The following is a 15,412-nucleotide window of genomic DNA, read 5'->3' on the forward strand; positions in this document are numbered from 1 at the left end:
AGCCATGGATACGGGTGTCCTTTCCCTCTTCACCCCGGAGGGGTGAGGGCCATTAGCCGGTGGGTGAGCGAAGCGATACCACCGGGAACCGGCGCCCCCTCTTCCTTTCTGGCACCCCGGCAGGGGTGCGGGACTCCGGGGCCAGCGGGAGCCGACGCGTCCTGAACCCCTGCCGGGGTTCTTGAAGAAATGGGGGGGCTGCTGTCCGGTGGTATCGCTGACGCTCAACCACCGGCTAATGTCTTGCATCCCTCCGGGATGCCCAAGACTTTCGCTTTCGGCCATTTCCACGTGTGGCAGAGAGCAACCGGCAGCTTGGAGCGCGGAAGAATACGTCCACTTCATTAGCAGGAGGCCGCCCCGGCCGACGTGGCAGTCTCTTGTCGGAAAGCCCCAAGCCCTCCTCATTTCATGGGTGGATAAACACCTTCTGCGCCACCGACGCTTTCAGCGCGAATCCACAGTGCGTGCTTTTCCTCAAACACCTCCACGACCGTTTCTTATCCGGCGATCAGGGATGCATCCCCTCCCGTGAACGGCGGGGGCCGCATCCAGTACAATGACGGCGTCCGAAACGACCACCCTTGGAGCCCCGTTTTCCCATGAATACCGAAATCCCGGCGAAGCGCTTTTCCCGGACCCTGGTGACGAGCGCGCTGCCCTACGCCAACGGCTACATCCACCTCGGCCACATCGCGGGGGCCTACCTCCCCGCGGACATCTATGTCCGCTTCAAGCGGATGCGGGGCGAAAAGGTCCTCTATGTCGGCGGGTCGGACGAGTTCGGCGTGGCCATCACGATCACGGCGCTGAAGGAGAACATCCCGCCGCAGGCGGTGATTGACCGCTACCACACGGCGAACGCCGGCGCCTTCGCGCGGCTGGGCATCTCCTACGACATCTACGGGCGCACCTCATGGCCCCTGCACGCCGACACCACACAGGCCTTCTTCCGCAAACTCCACGCGGCGGGCGCGATCCCCGCGCAGGAGATGGAGCTGTGGTACTCGCCCCAGCTCGACAAGTTCCTTCCGGACCGCTATGTGAAGGGCACCTGCCCCAAGTGCGGCTACACCGACGCCAACGGCGACGAGTGCGAGGCCTGCGGCGCGCAGTATTCCGCCCGCGACCTCGTCAGCCCCCGGTCCAACATCCCCGGCGACGCGTCGTCGCCGGAGCTGCGCGCCTCGCGCCACTGGTTCCTCGACCTGCCGCAGTTCGCCGAAAAACTGGCCGCCTGGCTGGAGACCCACCCCGAGTGGCGGGCCAACGTGCGCGGCATCGCCGGCGGATGGGTCGGCGACCTGCGCCCCCGCTGCATCACCCGCGACCTGGACTGGGGCGTTCCGATCCCGCTGGACGACCCGGACGCGGCGGGCAAGCGCATCTATGTGTGGTTTGACGCGCCCATCGGCTATGTCACGAACACGCGCCAGTGGGGCCTCGACCGCCACGGCGACCCGGACGCCTGGATCCCCTGGTGGAAGGACGCGGAGACGCGCCTCGTCCACTTCATCGGCAAGGACAACGTGCCCTTCCACGCCGTCATCTTCCCGTCCATGCTCATGGGCCAGGGCGACTACATCCTCCCGGACCAGGTGGTGGCGAACGAGTACCTGAACGTCTTCAACCGCCGCACCGGCCAGTCGGAGAAGGGCTCGAAGTCCAGGGGCAACATGATCAGCGTGGACTGGGCGCTGGAGCATTTCAGCGCCGACAGCCTCCGCTACTACCTGTGCGCCGTCGCCCCGGAGTCCAAGGACGCGGACTTCGACTGGGACGACTTCATGAACCGCTACAACGGCGAGCTGTGCGACGTGGTGGGCAACTTCGTCCACCGGTCGCTCACCATGACCGTCAAGAATTTCGACGGGAAGGTGCCGGAGGCCGGCGAGCTGGAGGCGGACGACATCGCCATGCTCGACGCCGTCGGCGAGCACGCGGACCTGGTCGCCGAGTCGCTGGAGGGCTTCCGGTTCCGCCAGGGCATCGAGCGCATGGTGGACCTGGGCCGCAAGGCGAACGTCTATTTCGACGCGCGCCAGCCCTGGGTCACCCGCAAGACCGACCTCCCCCGCACGGGTACCACCCTGCACGTCTGCTGCCAGGTGGTCCGGGCCCTGTGCGGCCTCATGGCCCCCTTCCTCCCCGACGGCGCGCGGACCCTGGCGGGAACCCTGGGCATCGCGCCGCCGGAGGGCGGCCCCGACGGCGGGCCGGACGGCTGGGCGGAGATCATCACCCGCCTGCCCGCCGGGCACCCGCTGGCCCCGCCGCAGGTGCTTTTCCCCAAACTCGACAAGGACCGCATCGCCGAACTCGCGGAGTTGCACGAAAAGGGCCTTGCACGGTAGAAAAAGTGGTAGACTGAAATAAACCGCGCGCAAGCGGCGTTGTCCGGACCCGTCAAGGAGGTGCTGTCATGCCCGCCCCCATGCAAACCTGGTGCGTGAACCACCCGAGCCACGAGGCCGTTGCCCGCTGCCGCCAGTGCGGCACCGGCGTCTGCAAGGCCTGCGCCGTCTCCGGGCGCGGCGGGCAGTTCTGCTCGCAGGAGTGCGCCGAGAAGTACGGCGCGTTCATGGACCGCGCGAAGGATTTGGGGGTCTCCCGGAAAGAGGGGCTGGGCATCATGCACCGGCTCAGCAAAATGGTGGGCGGCCTGCTGGTCGCCCTCGTCGCGCTGCTGGCCCTCGGCGTCGTCTCGATCATGTTCGAAATCCCCGTGCTGGCGGACATCGCCTGGACCGTGCGGGGCTGGCTCGGCATCTAGCGGCGCGGGGGGTGTCCGCGCCGGGGAAACGGCTGGTAATCATCTGAAAGGAACCGGATCATGGACCTGAGCAGACTGAAGTGGCCGATCATCATTCTGGTTGTCGTGGGCGTGGGCTGGCTGGGCTCCAGCGCGGGGGTCAACTACATGGTGAAGAAGTTCACCACCGCCACCCCCGGGCAGGACGCCGCCCAGGACAAGGTGGACGAGGCGGGCCTCAGCCGGGTCGGCGGGTATCTGCTCATGACCTTCCGCTACGCGCCCGCAGCCACGGTGTACCAGCTTGCCCTGGACCGCTACGGCACGAACGGGGTGAACTACTGGAACAACCAGTACTCCCTCGCCCGGTGCCTGGAGCACATGAACCGCTTCCAGGACAGCTACAACATCCTTCAGATGCTCATCGCCAACCACGCCCACAACATTGACGAGCGCGTGCCCGTGGACGACAACCTGGCCCTGCGAGCCGCCAAGCTCAAGGAGGTCAACGAACTTCCTTGAGCGCCGACCCCGGCATCGTCTTCGGCAGAATCCCCGTGCTGGAGTGCCTGCGCGCCCGGCGGCGTCCGCCCCGGCGGCTCTACATCCTCGCCTCGGCCGCGCGCGGCCTCGATGAGATCGTCTCCGCCGCCGCCGGCGTCCCCGTGGAGGAGACCGACCGCGCCGGCCTGGACCGGCTCGCCGCCGGGGGAAACCACCAGGGCGTGGTGCTGCGCGCCGCGCCCCCGGAGGTCTTTGACCTGGAGACCTGGCTGGAGCGCCACCCCGAGCCGGACGCCTTCGCCGTCCTGCTGGACTGCGTGGAGGACCCCCAGAACTTCGGCGCCGTCATCCGCTCCGCCGCCGCCTTCGGCGCCGCGGGCGTGCTCTTCGGCAAGGACCGCGCCGCGCCCCTGTCCCCCGCCGCGGTCAAGGCCGCCGCGGGCGGGGTGGAGCATGTGGACCTCGTGCAGGTGACCAATCTCGCCCGCGCCGTGGAGGGGATGCAGAAGGCGGGGTTCTGGGCGGCCGCGCTGGACGCGGGCGGGCAGAAGACGCTCTGGGACGCCGACCTCACGGGGCGCTCCCTGGTCGTCGTGGGCAACGAGGGCGACGGCATCCGCCGCCTCGTCCGTGACCGCTGCGACTTCATCGTCTCCATCCCCATGGCCGGGGCGATTTCCAGCCTCAACGCCTCCGTCAGCGCCGCCATCGCCCTCGCCGAGTGCCGGAGACGCCGTCCTGCCTAACGGGGGGTGCCCCATGCGATTTCGGGGTCAATGATGAGGGGGAGGGCGGGGTCGTGGGCGCCGGTGATGTCGAAGCCGTAGGTTTGGCCGTCCACCAGGCGGAACGCGGCCGCGACGGGCCGCTTTTCGCCGTTGACCTCCTGATAGACGAGGGGGGCGGCGTCCATCAGGGGCTCCCAGCCCTCCTTAACCCTGATTTCGAGGGTGCCGTCATCGCGCAGGGACAGGCCCTGGACGCCGTCGTAGCGCAGGGCGACGGGGCGCCAGTCGGCCCCGGGGGCGATGTGGAAGGTGTACTTGACGCCCGTGCGGCGGCCCGTGACCTCGAGGTCCACGCCGGGCCACAGAGAGGGATACCAGACGGACTCGTAGGAGGGCACGCCGGCCCGGTGGTTCTCCACGGGCCCGACGTTGTAGTTGTAGGTGCGCCCGGAGAGGCCGCGGCCCTCGGGGCTGACGGCCGCCGCGCCGTCAAAGAGCAGGGAGAAGGCGTGCATTTCGCGGGGTGCGGGGGCGCGGTCCTTCGCGTCCGGCGGGGCGGCGGGATCGGCCGCCGGTTCGGCCGCCGGTTCGGCCGCAGGCCGGGGCAGCTCGCGGAAAAGCTGGAATTTCGGCCCGCGGTCCGTCAGGCCGACATTCGCACCCTGGCCGTCGAGGGCGAAGCGGATCTCCGGCGCGCCCCACTGTCCGGCGTTCTCGATGAAAACCGACGGCCCCTGCATGAAGGACGCCACGGCCGCCTTTGCCTGGGGCGACGCCTCCGCGGGCGCCTGCGGGGCCGTCTCGGCCCCCGCCAGCACCGCCACCGCCACAAGACACCCCATCACCCACTGCCCAGACCGCTTGCTCATGGCATCCGCCCTTTCTGCCGGGACGGGCCGGACACGTTGCGGGATGCATTGCCCTTGCGGGAACGCAAAGGAGAACCGCCAACGGCCGTCCGATCGCCCCGGCCACTTGACAACAATGAGGGCAACCCCTCGCGGTAATCATAATGGGGTTCTTCCGGCCTGTCAAGGAAAATGCCGGAACGGGGACGGAGTGGTGGCGCGGGGGGGGCCGCACGGGTTGCCCCGGCGTACCGGCGGGGGATAGAGTGGAGCCAAATCCAACGGGAAAGGAGGCGGCCATGCGGTGTCTTGCGCGGGTGATGATCGGTGCGGCGGTTGCCGCGGCGGCGGGGTGCGCGGCGGCCCGCGCGGAGGAGATGCCCCGCGCCGACGGCTACCGCGGCATCTGGTACATGAACCAGCCCACGAAGGACGAGTACGCCTACAAGTACAGCGGCGGGCTGGGCACCTACTGCATGAAGCACATCCCCATGGCGGTGCACGCGCCGGCGGTGAACAAGACCTTCTTCGTCTACGGCGGCGTCGCGCCCGGCGGGAACTCCCTGCTGGAGATGGTCTCGTACTACGACCACGCCACGGGCAAGGTGCCGCGCCCGGTCATCCTGATGGACAAGAAGACCGACGACGCCCACGACAACCCGGTGATCTCCCTCGACGGGGACGGGCACCTCTGGGTCTTCGCCAGCTCCCACGGCACCTCGCGCCCGTCGTATGTCTTCCGCAGCGAGAAGCCCCACGACATCGGCGCGTTCGAGCGCGTGCTGGAAACCAACTTCTCCTATCCCCAGCCATGGCACATCGCCGGGGAGGGCTTTCTGTTCCTGCACACCCGCTACGCGCAGGGCCGCGGCCTCTTCTGCGCCGCCAGCCCCGACGGCCGGACCTGGTCCGAGCCGCAGTCCATCGCCCACATCGCCGAGGGGCACTACCAGGTGAGCTGGCCCTGCGGGAAGCGCGTCGGCACGGCCTTCGACTACCACCCGCCCAAGAAGGGCCTCAACTTCCGCACCAACCTTTATTACATGGAGACCGGGGACTTGGGGCGCACCTGGCGCACCGTGTCCGGCGAGCCCCTCACCGTGCCCCTCACGGAGGCGAAGAACCCCGCCCTCGTCCACGACTTCGAGGCCGAGGGCCTCCTCGTCTACGTCAAAGACCTCACCTACGACGCCGACGGGCGGCCCGCCGTCCTCATCGTCACCAGCCGCGGCTGGCAGCCCGGCCCGCAGAACGACCCCCACACCTGGCGCGTCGTCCGGTGGACCGGGGAGGCGTGGAAGACCGCCGACGTCGCCGTGTCGGACAACAACTACGACTCCGGCAGCCTCTACACCGGCCCCGACGGCGTCTGGCGCATCATCGGCCCCACCGAGCCCGGCCCCCAGGCCTACAACCCCGGCGGCGAGATCGCCCTGTGGTCCAGCCGCGACGGCGACACCTGGACCCGCGAACGCGTCCTCACGGCCCACAGCGAATACAACCACGGCCACGCCCGCCGCCCCCTCAACGCCAACCCCGGCTTCTACGCCTTCTGGGCCGACGGCCACGGCCGCCAGCCCTCCGACTCCCGCCTCTACTTCTGCGACATCACCGGGGAAAACGTCTGCCAGCTCCCCGTCACCATGACCGAAGACTTCCAGACCCCCGGGCGCGTCGGGCCGTAGGGGAAATGAAGAGAGCGGACCGGCGGAGCCGCGGTTCCGTAGCGCCGGCGTCCCGCCGGCCTTGTCTTTGGTTTTGCCCTCGTTCCCACCTTTCATTTGGGAACGGGCTTGTGTGCAAAGCTTTGCTTTGCCTTTCCGCCGGTTCTCCGAGACAGCCCCCCCGTTCGGCGCCATCGCGAAGCGGAGCTTCGCTGCCAAGCGCGTTCGCAAGTGAAACTTGGGAACGAGGGGAACAAGGCGAACGTGAACGCGGCAGGATGCCGCATCAGCCCCCGGCCTCCATCCCCCTCATCGGTGTTTATCGGTGTTCATCGGTGGTTGCTTTTGCGGTTTCCCCGCCGCCGTCATTGGCCAGCGCGCGGAGGAGGTCATGGCCGAGGGCCTCGTCGCAGGCGCCGGTGGCGAGCATCACGACCCCCGCCTGATGCTTCCTGGAGAAGCCCAGGAAGGAGCTGTACCCGCCCGTGCCGCCGTTGTGCCAGCACATCCCGCCGTCGAGGCCCCGGATGGGCATGGACATCAGGGCCAGGCCGATGGTGCAGCCGTCGAGCCCGGAGACCTCCGCCAGCGGTTCCCGGACACGCTCCAACACCGGGCCCAGCGGGCCCTCGGGCGCGCGGAGGTTCGCGCGCAGGTATTTCAGCAGGTCGCGCGCCGTGGACTTCAGGGCGCCGCAGCCCTGAAACCCGTCGGCAAAGGTCCAGGGCGGCATGGGGGAGAGGAGGCTGAACGGGCCGACGGCGAGGGGGCCGATGTACCCCTGGGCCAGCCGCCCGGCCTGGCCGGGGTCCAGGGTGACGGCGGTGTCCGTCATGCCCAGCGGGGCAAGCACGCGCCGCCGGACCAGCTCCCCGTAGGGCAGCCCCGCCTGCTGCGCGAGGGCATGGCCGAGCAGGCCCATGGCGAGGTTGGAATACTCGTCCGCGTCCCCCGGCGCGCGCGGCAGCGCATATTCCGCGAGATACCCCCGCACCCACTCCGCCGTGCCGTTGCGGTAGGGGTCCTCGGTCCGGCGCATCAGCAGGAGGTCCGCCACCGCGCCGGGCATCGGCATGTCCGGCATCCGCGGCAGCCCCGAGCGGTGCGTGGCCAGGTCCCTCAGCGTGATCCGGCGCCCGTCCTTTTCCGGGATCACCCATCCGGGCAGCAGCGCCGCCACAGGGTCGTCCAGCCCCGCCGCGCCGTCCTCCAGCAGCGCCGCGAGGGCCGCGCCCGTGAAGGTCTTGGTGATGGAGCCGATCTCAAACACCGTGTCGGCGTCCGGCGGGGCGGCGTCTCCGGCATGCGTCCGCCCCACACCGAGGAAATACCCCCTGTCCCCATGGACCACCCCGACGCACATGCCGACGCAGCCCACCGCGCGCTCCCGCGCCGCCCAGGACCGCACAACCTCCGTCAGGATCCCGATCTCCCGCCGCTCCAGTCCCGTGCCGTCGGGAAGCTCCGCCTGCCACCGGTGGACTGCGGGGTCATACGGCGGCCGCGGGAGCAGGCGGACCTGCGGATGCAGGTTCGCCAGCCACACCGCGCCCAGCGCCAGCAGCAGGACCCCCTCGATCCGGGTCCACCGCACCAGCCAGCGCGGCACGGGTTTCGCGGGCCTCCGCCGCAGGAAGCCCGAAACGCGCTGCAGCAGGCGGGTCAGCGACAGCCGGGCGAGCAGGCCGGGAAACAGGGTCTGCGCCGCGCCGGCCGCCAGGACCAGCGCCGCAACCGCGAGAAAGACCAGATAGGCGGACACCTGCGCCACGGCCCGGAGACCTCCATCCCGTTTCGGCATTCTACCACGGCACCGCGAAACGGCTCAAAGCCGCGAAGACAGAAGGGTCCGGAAAAGAGGAACGGGGGGGGAAAGAAGGGGGGAGGGAGGAAAAACTGGTCGGGGTGAGAGGATTTGAACCTCCGGCCTCTTCGTCCCGAACGAAGCGCGCTAACCGGACTGCGCTACACCCCGACTGTGCGCACATGGTAGCCCATGCGGCGGCGGCGGGGCAAGTTTTTCGCGGGGGAGCCTGGGCGGCGGCGCGCGCGGGGTGTCCCGGTCGCGCGCGGCCCGCCGCCGGGGTTCCGCTTCAGAAAAGCAAACCGGCCCGGAACCTTCGGGGTTCCGGGCCGGAACAGCGGAAAAAATGGTGGGCGATAATGGGCTCGAACCATCGACCTCCACGATGTCAACGTGGCGCTCTAACCAAACTGAGCTAATCGCCCGTGTTTTCAGCGGCCCTATCGTAGCAAATCCCGCGGGAACCTGTCAATAATGTGGCGGGAACCCCGTGCAAGCCCGGCAGTTGGCCGCACTCCCGGCGGCGGCGCCCGGCAGCCCGCCCCCTCCCTTTTTGGCCTGCCGGTCACGATACTCTTGACAAAAACGCGGAGATTGGTTACAGTTTAGTTGTCAGGGTGCCCCGGAGGCATTCTGAAAAGGCATCCAACCCCTTCGGGCTTCGCCCGGAAACATGGAGTGGCACATCATGCGCAGACGTGGATTTACCTTGATTGAGCTGCTGGTGGTCATCGCGATCATCGGCATCCTGGCGGCGATCCTGCTGCCGGCGCTGGCGCGCGCGCGCGAGTCGGCACGGCGGGCAAGCTGCCAGAACAACCTGAAACAGCTCGGGCTCACCCTGAAGATGTACGCGAATGAGGCCAAGGGCTCGTTCCCCACGATTGACATCTTCTCGTGTCAGGACGCATTTGCGACGGGCACGGACCCCTCCTTCGTGCTGAACATGATGCAGGTGTTCCCCGAGTACCTGAGCGATCCCGAGGCGACGCTGTGCCCCTCCGACCCGGACGGGACGGACGTGGCGACGGTGTTTGACGAGGCGGACAACATGGCGATGGTGTGGGGCGGCAGCGGCATGGTCAACACGACCGGCGTCCCCAACAAGGAGTTCTACCCCTGCGAGTATGACAACGACAATGCCAGCTACTTCTACATGGGCTGGGCGCTGCAGTACCCGGGCATCACGGACGACCCGCACATCTTCCCGAACACCGGGGGGGGGCAGATGGCCCTGCTCAACGATGCGGTGGCCTACTTCATCGCCAAGGGCATTGACTCCACCGTGATGCAGTCGTTTTCCGCGGCGATTCAGCAAATGATGACGCGCATGAACGACCCGGCGCTGGACGCCCTCGACCCGCTGGACGAGGACATCGACGCCGGCAGCGTGACGGTGTACCGCCTGCGCGAGGGCATCGAGCGCTTCTTCATCACGGACATCAACAATCCCGGCGCGAGCAACATGGCGCAGAGCACCCTCAGCGTCATGAGCGACTGGGTCAACTCCAAGACCGGCAAGGACGACATGCAGTTCAACCACCTGCCGGGCGGCTCGAACGTGCTGTTCATGGACGGCCATGTCGAGTTCCTGCGCTACCCGAACGTGTGGCCCGTGAGCCCGCTGTTCGCGGGCATCATCGCCGGCTGACGCGCCGCGCCCCTCCCGCCTTTTTGCCGGCGGCCGGAACACAGTGTTCCGGCCGCCGGTTCCTTTGTGGCCGGATGCGTGCCGTTGACTCCCCCGGCGGCCGCGGCGTATGGTAGCGCCCATGTCCACCGTGCGGCTTGACATCGCCGATCCTTTGACCCGGCTGACCCTGGAGGCCCTCCTGCGCGCCGCCGGGCACGCCGTGTGCCATGACGGGGGGGATGTCCTCGTCACCGACACGCCGCGCCATGCCGTGGAGGCCGCCGCGGCCCTCCCCGCGCTGGTGGTGGCCATGCCCGCCGGGCTGCCGGAGGCGGCTGCGGCCGTGGCCGCGGGCGCGGCGGGGATCATCCACCTGCCGCTGGTGCCCGGCGAGGCCACCGCGCTCGTGCGGCGCGCCGTGACCGGCCGCACGGCGGACCCGGACACGCCCGCGCCGGGCGAGGACCTGTCCCTGGCGGCCGCGGAGCGCCGCCATATCGTGCGGGTGCTCCGGCTGTGCCACGGCAACCGCGCCGAGGCCGCCCGCGTGCTGGGCATCGGCCGCAACACCCTGTGGCGCAGGCTCCGCGACACCGGCCCCACCCCCTGATTTTCCCCCCGCGAAAGGATTTGCCCAAACGATGAACACCGCCCTTGACTGCATCCCCTGCCTGGTGCGCAGCGCGCTCGACGCCTCCCGCCTCTTCACCGACGACCCGGCGGTCCACGAGCGCATCGTGCGCGAGGTGCTGCAAACCACCGCCGCCATGGACCTGTCCATCCGGCCGCCCCTCATGGCCCAGCGCATCCACCGCCGCCTGCGCGAGCTGACGGGCAACGGCGACCCCTACGGCCCCGCCAAGGAGCGGTTTAACGCCCTCGCCGCGGAGCTGCTGCCCGCGCTCGAGGCGGAGCTGGACGCCGCGGCCGACCCGTTCAACATGGCGGTCCGCCTGGCCATCGCGGGGAACATCATTGACCTGGGCCCCAACCTCCACCTGTCCGAGGCGCACATCCGCGCAAGCCTGGAGCAGGCCCTCGCCACCCCCCTCGACGGCGACTCGGACGCCTTCCGGCGGGAGATTGACGCCGCCCGCGACATCCTCTACCTCGCCGACAACGCGGGGGAGATCTACTTTGACCGGCCCCTGCTCAAGCGCCTGCCGGCGGGCCGGGTCACCGTGGCCGTGCGCGGCCTGCCCGTGCTCAACGACGCCACGCTGAAGGACGCCCGCGAGGCGGGGCTCCACGAGCTGGCCCGCCTCATGGACAACGGGTCCGACGCGCCCGGCACGGTGATTGAGGAGTGCAGCGACGCCTTCCGCGCGGCCTTCGAGAACGCCGACCTCCTCATCGCCAAGGGCCAGGGAAACTTCGAGACCCTCATCGGCTGCGGCCGCCCCGTGTGGTACCTCTTCAAGGCGAAATGCGCCGTCGTCGCCCGGGAAGTGGGAAAACCCCTGAACACCCACCTGCTGATGCGCGAGCCCGGGAAAAACTAAAAGTTGTCAGACCGGTCGGACAAGTCGGACCTGTCCGACAGGTCAGCCGTTGCCGTTGAGCCGCGCGAAACTCTTCCGGTTGTCGGCGTGGAGCCGTTTGAACACCGCGTAGTTGCGGTCGTAGACCGCGCGGTGAGTCGGGTCGGGCGTGTGGGTGCGCGTGATCCGCACGGACCGGGCGACCGCCGGGAAGTCGGGGTAGACGCCCAGGGCCAGGCCGCAGCAGGCGGCGGCGCCCGCGGCGCCGGCGTTCTGCGGGTTCTCCACCACGGCGACGGTGCGGCCCGTGATGTCGGCGAGCATTTGCGCCGTGACGGACGAGAGCGCGCCGCCGCCCACGAAGCGCAGCGGGTCGTTGATGGGGAACTTCCGCGCCATGCACTCCAGATACCAGCGTTTCTGGTAGAGGATGCCCTCGACCACCGCGCGGATGAGCCTCCGCTTTCCCGTGTCCAGGCTGAGGTTAAAGAACATGCCGCGCGCGTTGGGGTCCTCGAAGGGAGACCGGTTGCCGTGGAGCCAGGGGGTGAAGATCACGCCGCCCGCGCCGGGCGGGGCCTCGCCGACCACCTGTCCGAGGTACTCCAGCAGCGTGGTGTGGCGCGTGTCGGGGTCCTCGGTCATGGGACGCTTGGAGAGGTAGACCCCGATCTCGTCGAGGGCGATGTGGTCGCGCACCCACTCCAGGCACTTGCCCGAGGTTTCCTGCTCGCCGATGTAGTTGTAGTGGCCCGGCCGCGCGCCGAGGATGGACGCCATGAAGTGCGTGATGTCCAGGGTGCGGCGCGTGAGCACGGCGGCCACCCACCCGGAGGTGCCGATGTAGACGTGCGTGTCCCCGGGCTCCACGCACCCCGCGCCCAGGGCCTGCATGGTCAGGTCGCCGCCGCCGTTCACCACGGCGATGCCCGGCTCCAGGCCGAGGTCGCGGGCCGCCTCCGCCGTGAGGGCGCCCGCCGTCTCCGCCGCCTTCACCACCGGGGGCAGGTGCGCCGGGTTCACGCCGTGCATCCGGCAGAGCAGGCCGCTCCAGCCGCGGCCGCCCCCGCGCGTGTCGTAGAGGAAGGTGGCGTGGGCGCCGTCGTCCGTCATGGCGGGGCGGCCCGTGCAGCGCAGGGCGAGGTAGTCGCGGATGTCGAGCCACCACGCCAGCCGCGCGAAGAGCTCCGGCTCGCACTCGCGCATCCACAGGTACTTCCAGACGGGGTCCTTCACGCTCGCCGACACGCCGCCCGCCAGGGGGAGCGACGCGGCGAGCAGGGGCGCGTGAATGCCGCTCACGGCGGGGAAGCGCCGCAGGATGCGGGCGCACTGCGCGCCGCCGCGCTGGTCCATGTAGGTCATGCCCCGCCGCAGGGCGCGGCCCGACGCGTCCACGGGCACGAAGCTCTGCATGCCGGCCGAGAAGGAGACGGCGCGCACGGCGGCCGGGGGGACGCCGCAGTCCCGCAGGACCGCCGCGGTGCCCTCGGCCAGGGCGCGCCACCAGTCGTCGGGGTCCTGCTCCGACCCGCCTTCGGGGGTGATGTGGAGGGGGTACTCGCGCACGGCGCGGCCCAGCAGCTCCAGGCGTTCCCCCAGGCGGAAAAGGCAGGTCTTCGCGCCCGTCGTGCCGACATCGTAGCCGATGACGAGGGGGGCGTCCATCGGGGTCACTTTTTCTCCCACTGCTTGGAGTATTTTTTCAGGAAGACCTGGTGCATGACCCACGCCTCAAACTTGTTGATGCCCTTCGCGCCGCCGAGGAACTCCGCCTCGATGAAGGCCTTGCAGCCCTTCTCCAGCACCTGGCAGCACAGCAGCGCCTCGTCCAGCGAGCGGCCCAGGCAGACCGCGCCGTGGTTCGCCATGAGCGCCGCCATGCGCCCCTGGAGGGCCTTCATGGTCACGCGGACAATCTTTTTCGTGCTCGGCAGGGCGTAGTCCGCCACGCGCACGCTGGGGCCGATGAGCTGGGCGACGTCGTCCAGGATCGGCGGCAGCTCCCGCCGCGCGGCGGCCAGCGTGGAGGCGTTGGGCGAGTGCGCGTGGATGACCGCGTTGATCTCCCTGCGCTCCAGGTAGACCGTGCGGTGCAGGTCGCGCTCGCTGGAGGGCTTGGGCCCCTCCCATTCCCCCGTGGCGAGGTCCACCACCGGCATGTCCTCCGCCGCGAGGGCGGCGTAGTCCGCGCCGCTGGGCGTGACCACCATCTTGTCGCCCACGCGGACGCTCACATTGCCCCAGGTGCCCACGACCAGGCCCGTCTCCACGAGCCGCAGGCCCATCTGCCGGACCGCCTCCCTTGCCGCGCCGATGTCGCTCATGTCGTTGCTCCCTTCGCCGAAACGTCCGCCTGCGCCAGCACGCGCCCAAAGCGCGCGAGGGCGTCGTCAACCACCTCGTCCGTGTCCGCCGCGCTGGTGTAGAGGCGGCTGCCCGCCAGCGTGACCAGCCCCTCGGCGGCGTAGGCCGCGCCGTACTCCTCCATGGCGTGCTTGCGGGTCTTGATCTCCTTCAGCACGCTCAGGATGCGCAGGTAGTTCAGCTCGATGAACATGGCCGCCACGGTCTCCAGGTGGCAGATGGACCCCTGGTTGTACGCCGCGAAGGGGAGCCCGTTGTCCTGGATGATCTTCTGAAGGCCCTTCGTGAGCCGGTCGCCCGCGCGGCCCGCCACGGCGCACGCGTTGGTGCGCGCAATCTCCTGGATGGCGAAGTAGCCCGCCGCCGCGCTCAGGGGGTTCGCCGCCAGCGTGCCGCCGACGTAGGCCCGCTTCTTCCCGCTCTCGAGCCCCGCCGCCATGCGCAGGATCAGGTCGCGCCGGCCGCCCACGCCGCCCGCGGCGGGATAGCCCCCCGCCACCACCTTGCCGAAGACCGTCAGGTCGGGCCGCACGTTGAAATAGCCCTGCGCGCCGCCCAGGCCGATGCGGAACCCCGTGACCACCTCGTCGAAGATCAGCAGGGCGCGGTACTTGTCGCACAGCCGCCGCACGCCCGCGTTGTACTCCCTGTCCACGGGCCGCGTGCCGCTTTCCGGGCCGACGGGCTCGATGAGCACCGCCGCCGTGCCGCCGCGCAGGCGGTTGCAGAACAGCACCCGCTCGAGGCTGTCCAGGTCGTTCGGCGCGGCCTCGTGCGTGTACTTCACGCAGGACCGGGGGATGCCGTGGGCCTCGAAGCGGCCGGACTTCGGGATCTTCAGGCTGTACACCATCTGGTCCGACCAGCCGTGGTACGCGCCGCCGATCTTGATGACCCGCTTTTTGCCCGTGGCCAGCCGGGCCACGCGCACCGCCGCCATCACCGCCTCCGTGCCGCTGCCCAGCATGCGGAACATCTCCACGGCGGGCATGTGGTGGTTGATCTCCCGCGCGATCTTCAGCTCGAACTCGTGGAAGAGCCCCGTCACGGGGCCGCACTTGCGCAGCAGCTCCATGACCGGCTCCAGCACCGCCGGCGGGTTCGACCCCAGCACCGTCGGCCCGCCCGCCTGGAGGAAGTCAATGTACTGGTTGCCGTCCACGTCGTACAGATAGGCCCCCTCGGCGCGGTCCATCACCAGAGGGAAGGGGTAGTTGAACGACAGGTTGTGCTGCACGCCGCCGGGGATGAACTGCTTGGCCTCCTCGACCAGGGCGCGCGATTTCGGGCACTGGCGGTCGAGGCGGTCGAGCCAGCCCTTCATGGCGTCGCGCTTGAGCGTGACGGGGGGCTGCTTCATGAGGGCGTCAATCTGTCCGTAGATTTTTCCGGCGTCCGGGTATTCCGAGATGGCGTATGACATGGCGCTGCACTCCGATCGGTTGGCGTCCGCGATTGGTGCGACCATTATAGGGGCTGCGGCCGCCCATTACAACGCCCCCCCCAGGGCAATCGCACTAAAATGTCCCTCGAGAAACGCCTGCGAGCGGCATGGACGTCCCTTGGTTATGTGATTCTGTCTTTGTTGTCCCAACGGGACATCCGCCTATAGCCCAGGCCAGGCCGCCGCC

The 15,412-nt window shown here is 69.3% G+C and carries 13 protein-coding genes and 2 tRNA genes; 8 read left to right on the forward strand and 7 right to left on the reverse strand.

Going from position 1 to position 15,412, the window contains the following annotated elements:
* Positions 1–602 precede the first annotated feature (602 nt).
* The 4 genes from metG to rlmB all read left to right on the forward strand — a co-directional run bounded on the left by metG (position 603) and on the right by rlmB (position 4,002).
* Positions 603–2,354: a methionine--tRNA ligase gene (gene metG / locus GXY15_01860; protein NLV39958.1), complete on the forward strand. Its 1,752-nt coding sequence runs from the start codon at positions 603–605 to the stop codon at positions 2,352–2,354.
* Between the two features lie 68 nt (positions 2,355–2,422).
* A complete protein-coding gene (locus GXY15_01865) occupies positions 2,423–2,773 on the forward strand; it encodes a hypothetical protein (protein NLV39959.1) in 351 nt (116 codons plus the stop codon).
* Between the two features lie 60 nt (positions 2,774–2,833).
* Entirely contained in the window at positions 2,834–3,274 is a 441-nt protein-coding gene (locus GXY15_01870) for a hypothetical protein (protein ID NLV39960.1), read from the forward strand.
* The gene (gene rlmB / locus GXY15_01875; protein NLV39961.1) at positions 3,271–4,002 is read left to right on the forward strand and encodes a 23S rRNA (guanosine(2251)-2'-O)-methyltransferase RlmB; all 732 of its coding nucleotides are present in this window, start codon (positions 3,271–3,273) and stop codon (positions 4,000–4,002) included. Before GXY15_01870 ends, rlmB begins: the two co-directional genes overlap by 4 nt.
* On the opposite strand, the gene GXY15_01880 is transcribed toward rlmB, so the two are convergent.
* Entirely contained in the window at positions 3,999–4,853 is an 855-nt protein-coding gene (locus GXY15_01880; protein ID NLV39962.1) for a hypothetical protein, read from the reverse strand. The two genes, rlmB and GXY15_01880, sit on opposite strands and share 4 nt — an antisense overlap.
* Positions 4,854–5,131: 278 nt before the next feature.
* Between GXY15_01880 and GXY15_01885 the strand changes: the two genes are divergently transcribed.
* A complete protein-coding gene (locus GXY15_01885; protein ID NLV39963.1) occupies positions 5,132–6,517 on the forward strand; it encodes a hypothetical protein in 1,386 nt (461 codons plus the stop codon).
* Between the two features lie 298 nt (positions 6,518–6,815).
* Here the strand turns inward: GXY15_01885 and GXY15_01890 are convergent, their stop codons facing one another.
* From GXY15_01890 to GXY15_01900, 3 genes are all read right to left on the reverse strand, one after another.
* Positions 6,816–8,267, reverse strand: coding sequence for a beta-lactamase family protein (locus GXY15_01890; protein ID NLV39964.1), 1,452 nt, complete (start codon positions 8,265–8,267; stop codon positions 6,816–6,818).
* A 126-nt stretch (positions 8,268–8,393) separates the two neighbouring features.
* Positions 8,394–8,471: transfer RNA gene (locus GXY15_01895), tRNA-Pro, on the reverse strand.
* A 176-nt stretch (positions 8,472–8,647) separates the two neighbouring features.
* Positions 8,648–8,725: transfer RNA gene (locus GXY15_01900), tRNA-Val, on the reverse strand.
* Between the two features lie 263 nt (positions 8,726–8,988).
* Between GXY15_01900 and GXY15_01905 the strand changes: the two genes are divergently transcribed.
* From GXY15_01905 to GXY15_01915, 3 genes are all read left to right on the forward strand, one after another.
* Positions 8,989–9,951 carry a DUF1559 domain-containing protein gene (locus tag GXY15_01905; protein ID NLV39965.1) on the forward strand — a complete coding sequence of 321 codons (963 nt, stop codon included), beginning with the start codon at positions 8,989–8,991 and terminating at the stop codon, positions 9,949–9,951.
* 292 nt (positions 9,952–10,243) lie between these two features.
* Positions 10,244–10,543, forward strand: coding sequence for a hypothetical protein (locus GXY15_01910; protein ID NLV39966.1), 300 nt, complete (start codon positions 10,244–10,246; stop codon positions 10,541–10,543).
* A 31-nt stretch (positions 10,544–10,574) separates the two neighbouring features.
* Positions 10,575–11,435, forward strand: coding sequence for a DUF89 family protein (locus tag GXY15_01915; protein NLV39967.1), 861 nt, complete (start codon positions 10,575–10,577; stop codon positions 11,433–11,435).
* Between the two features lie 42 nt (positions 11,436–11,477).
* Here the strand turns inward: GXY15_01915 and GXY15_01920 are convergent, their stop codons facing one another.
* From GXY15_01920 to GXY15_01930, 3 genes are read right to left on the reverse strand one after another with little or no spacing between them, the layout of a single operon-like run.
* On the reverse strand, positions 11,478–13,082 hold the full coding sequence (locus tag GXY15_01920; GenBank protein ID NLV39968.1) for a carbohydrate kinase: 1,605 nt from the start codon (positions 13,080–13,082) through the stop codon (positions 11,478–11,480).
* Between the two features lie 5 nt (positions 13,083–13,087).
* Entirely contained in the window at positions 13,088–13,741 is a 654-nt protein-coding gene (locus GXY15_01925; protein NLV39969.1) for a class II aldolase/adducin family protein, read from the reverse strand.
* Positions 13,738–15,249: an aminotransferase class III-fold pyridoxal phosphate-dependent enzyme gene (locus tag GXY15_01930; GenBank protein NLV39970.1), complete on the reverse strand. Its 1,512-nt coding sequence runs from the start codon at positions 15,247–15,249 to the stop codon at positions 13,738–13,740. Before GXY15_01930 ends, GXY15_01925 begins: the two co-directional genes overlap by 4 nt.
* Positions 15,250–15,412 lie beyond the last annotated feature (163 nt).

The organism is Candidatus Hydrogenedentota bacterium (genome assembly GCA_012730045.1).
Taxonomy (GTDB): domain Bacteria; phylum Hydrogenedentota; class Hydrogenedentia; order Hydrogenedentales; family CAITNO01; genus JAAYBR01.

Bases quoted from the DNA above. Each gene is read 5' to 3' on its own strand.
- metG (NLV39958.1), top strand. From the start codon at position 603: ATGAATACCGAAATCCCGGCGAAGCGCTTTTCCCGGACCCTGGTGACG.
- GXY15_01865 (NLV39959.1), top strand. From the start codon at position 2,423: ATGCCCGCCCCCATGCAAACCTGGTGCGTGAACCACCCGAGCCACGAG.
- GXY15_01870 (NLV39960.1), top strand. From the start codon at position 2,834: ATGGACCTGAGCAGACTGAAGTGGCCGATCATCATTCTGGTTGTCGTG.
- GXY15_01880 (NLV39962.1), bottom strand. From the start codon at position 4,853: ATGAGCAAGCGGTCTGGGCAGTGGGTGATGGGGTGTCTTGTGGCGGTG.
- GXY15_01885 (NLV39963.1), top strand. From the start codon at position 5,132: ATGCGGTGTCTTGCGCGGGTGATGATCGGTGCGGCGGTTGCCGCGGCG.
- GXY15_01905 (NLV39965.1), top strand. From the start codon at position 8,989: ATGCGCAGACGTGGATTTACCTTGATTGAGCTGCTGGTGGTCATCGCG.
- GXY15_01910 (NLV39966.1), top strand. From the start codon at position 10,244: ATGCCCGCCGGGCTGCCGGAGGCGGCTGCGGCCGTGGCCGCGGGCGCG.
- GXY15_01915 (NLV39967.1), top strand. From the start codon at position 10,575: ATGAACACCGCCCTTGACTGCATCCCCTGCCTGGTGCGCAGCGCGCTC.
- GXY15_01920 (NLV39968.1), bottom strand. From the start codon at position 13,082: ATGGACGCCCCCCTCGTCATCGGCTACGATGTCGGCACGACGGGCGCG.
- GXY15_01925 (NLV39969.1), bottom strand. From the start codon at position 13,741: ATGAGCGACATCGGCGCGGCAAGGGAGGCGGTCCGGCAGATGGGCCTG.
- GXY15_01930 (NLV39970.1), bottom strand. From the start codon at position 15,249: ATGGTCGCACCAATCGCGGACGCCAACCGATCGGAGTGCAGCGCCATG.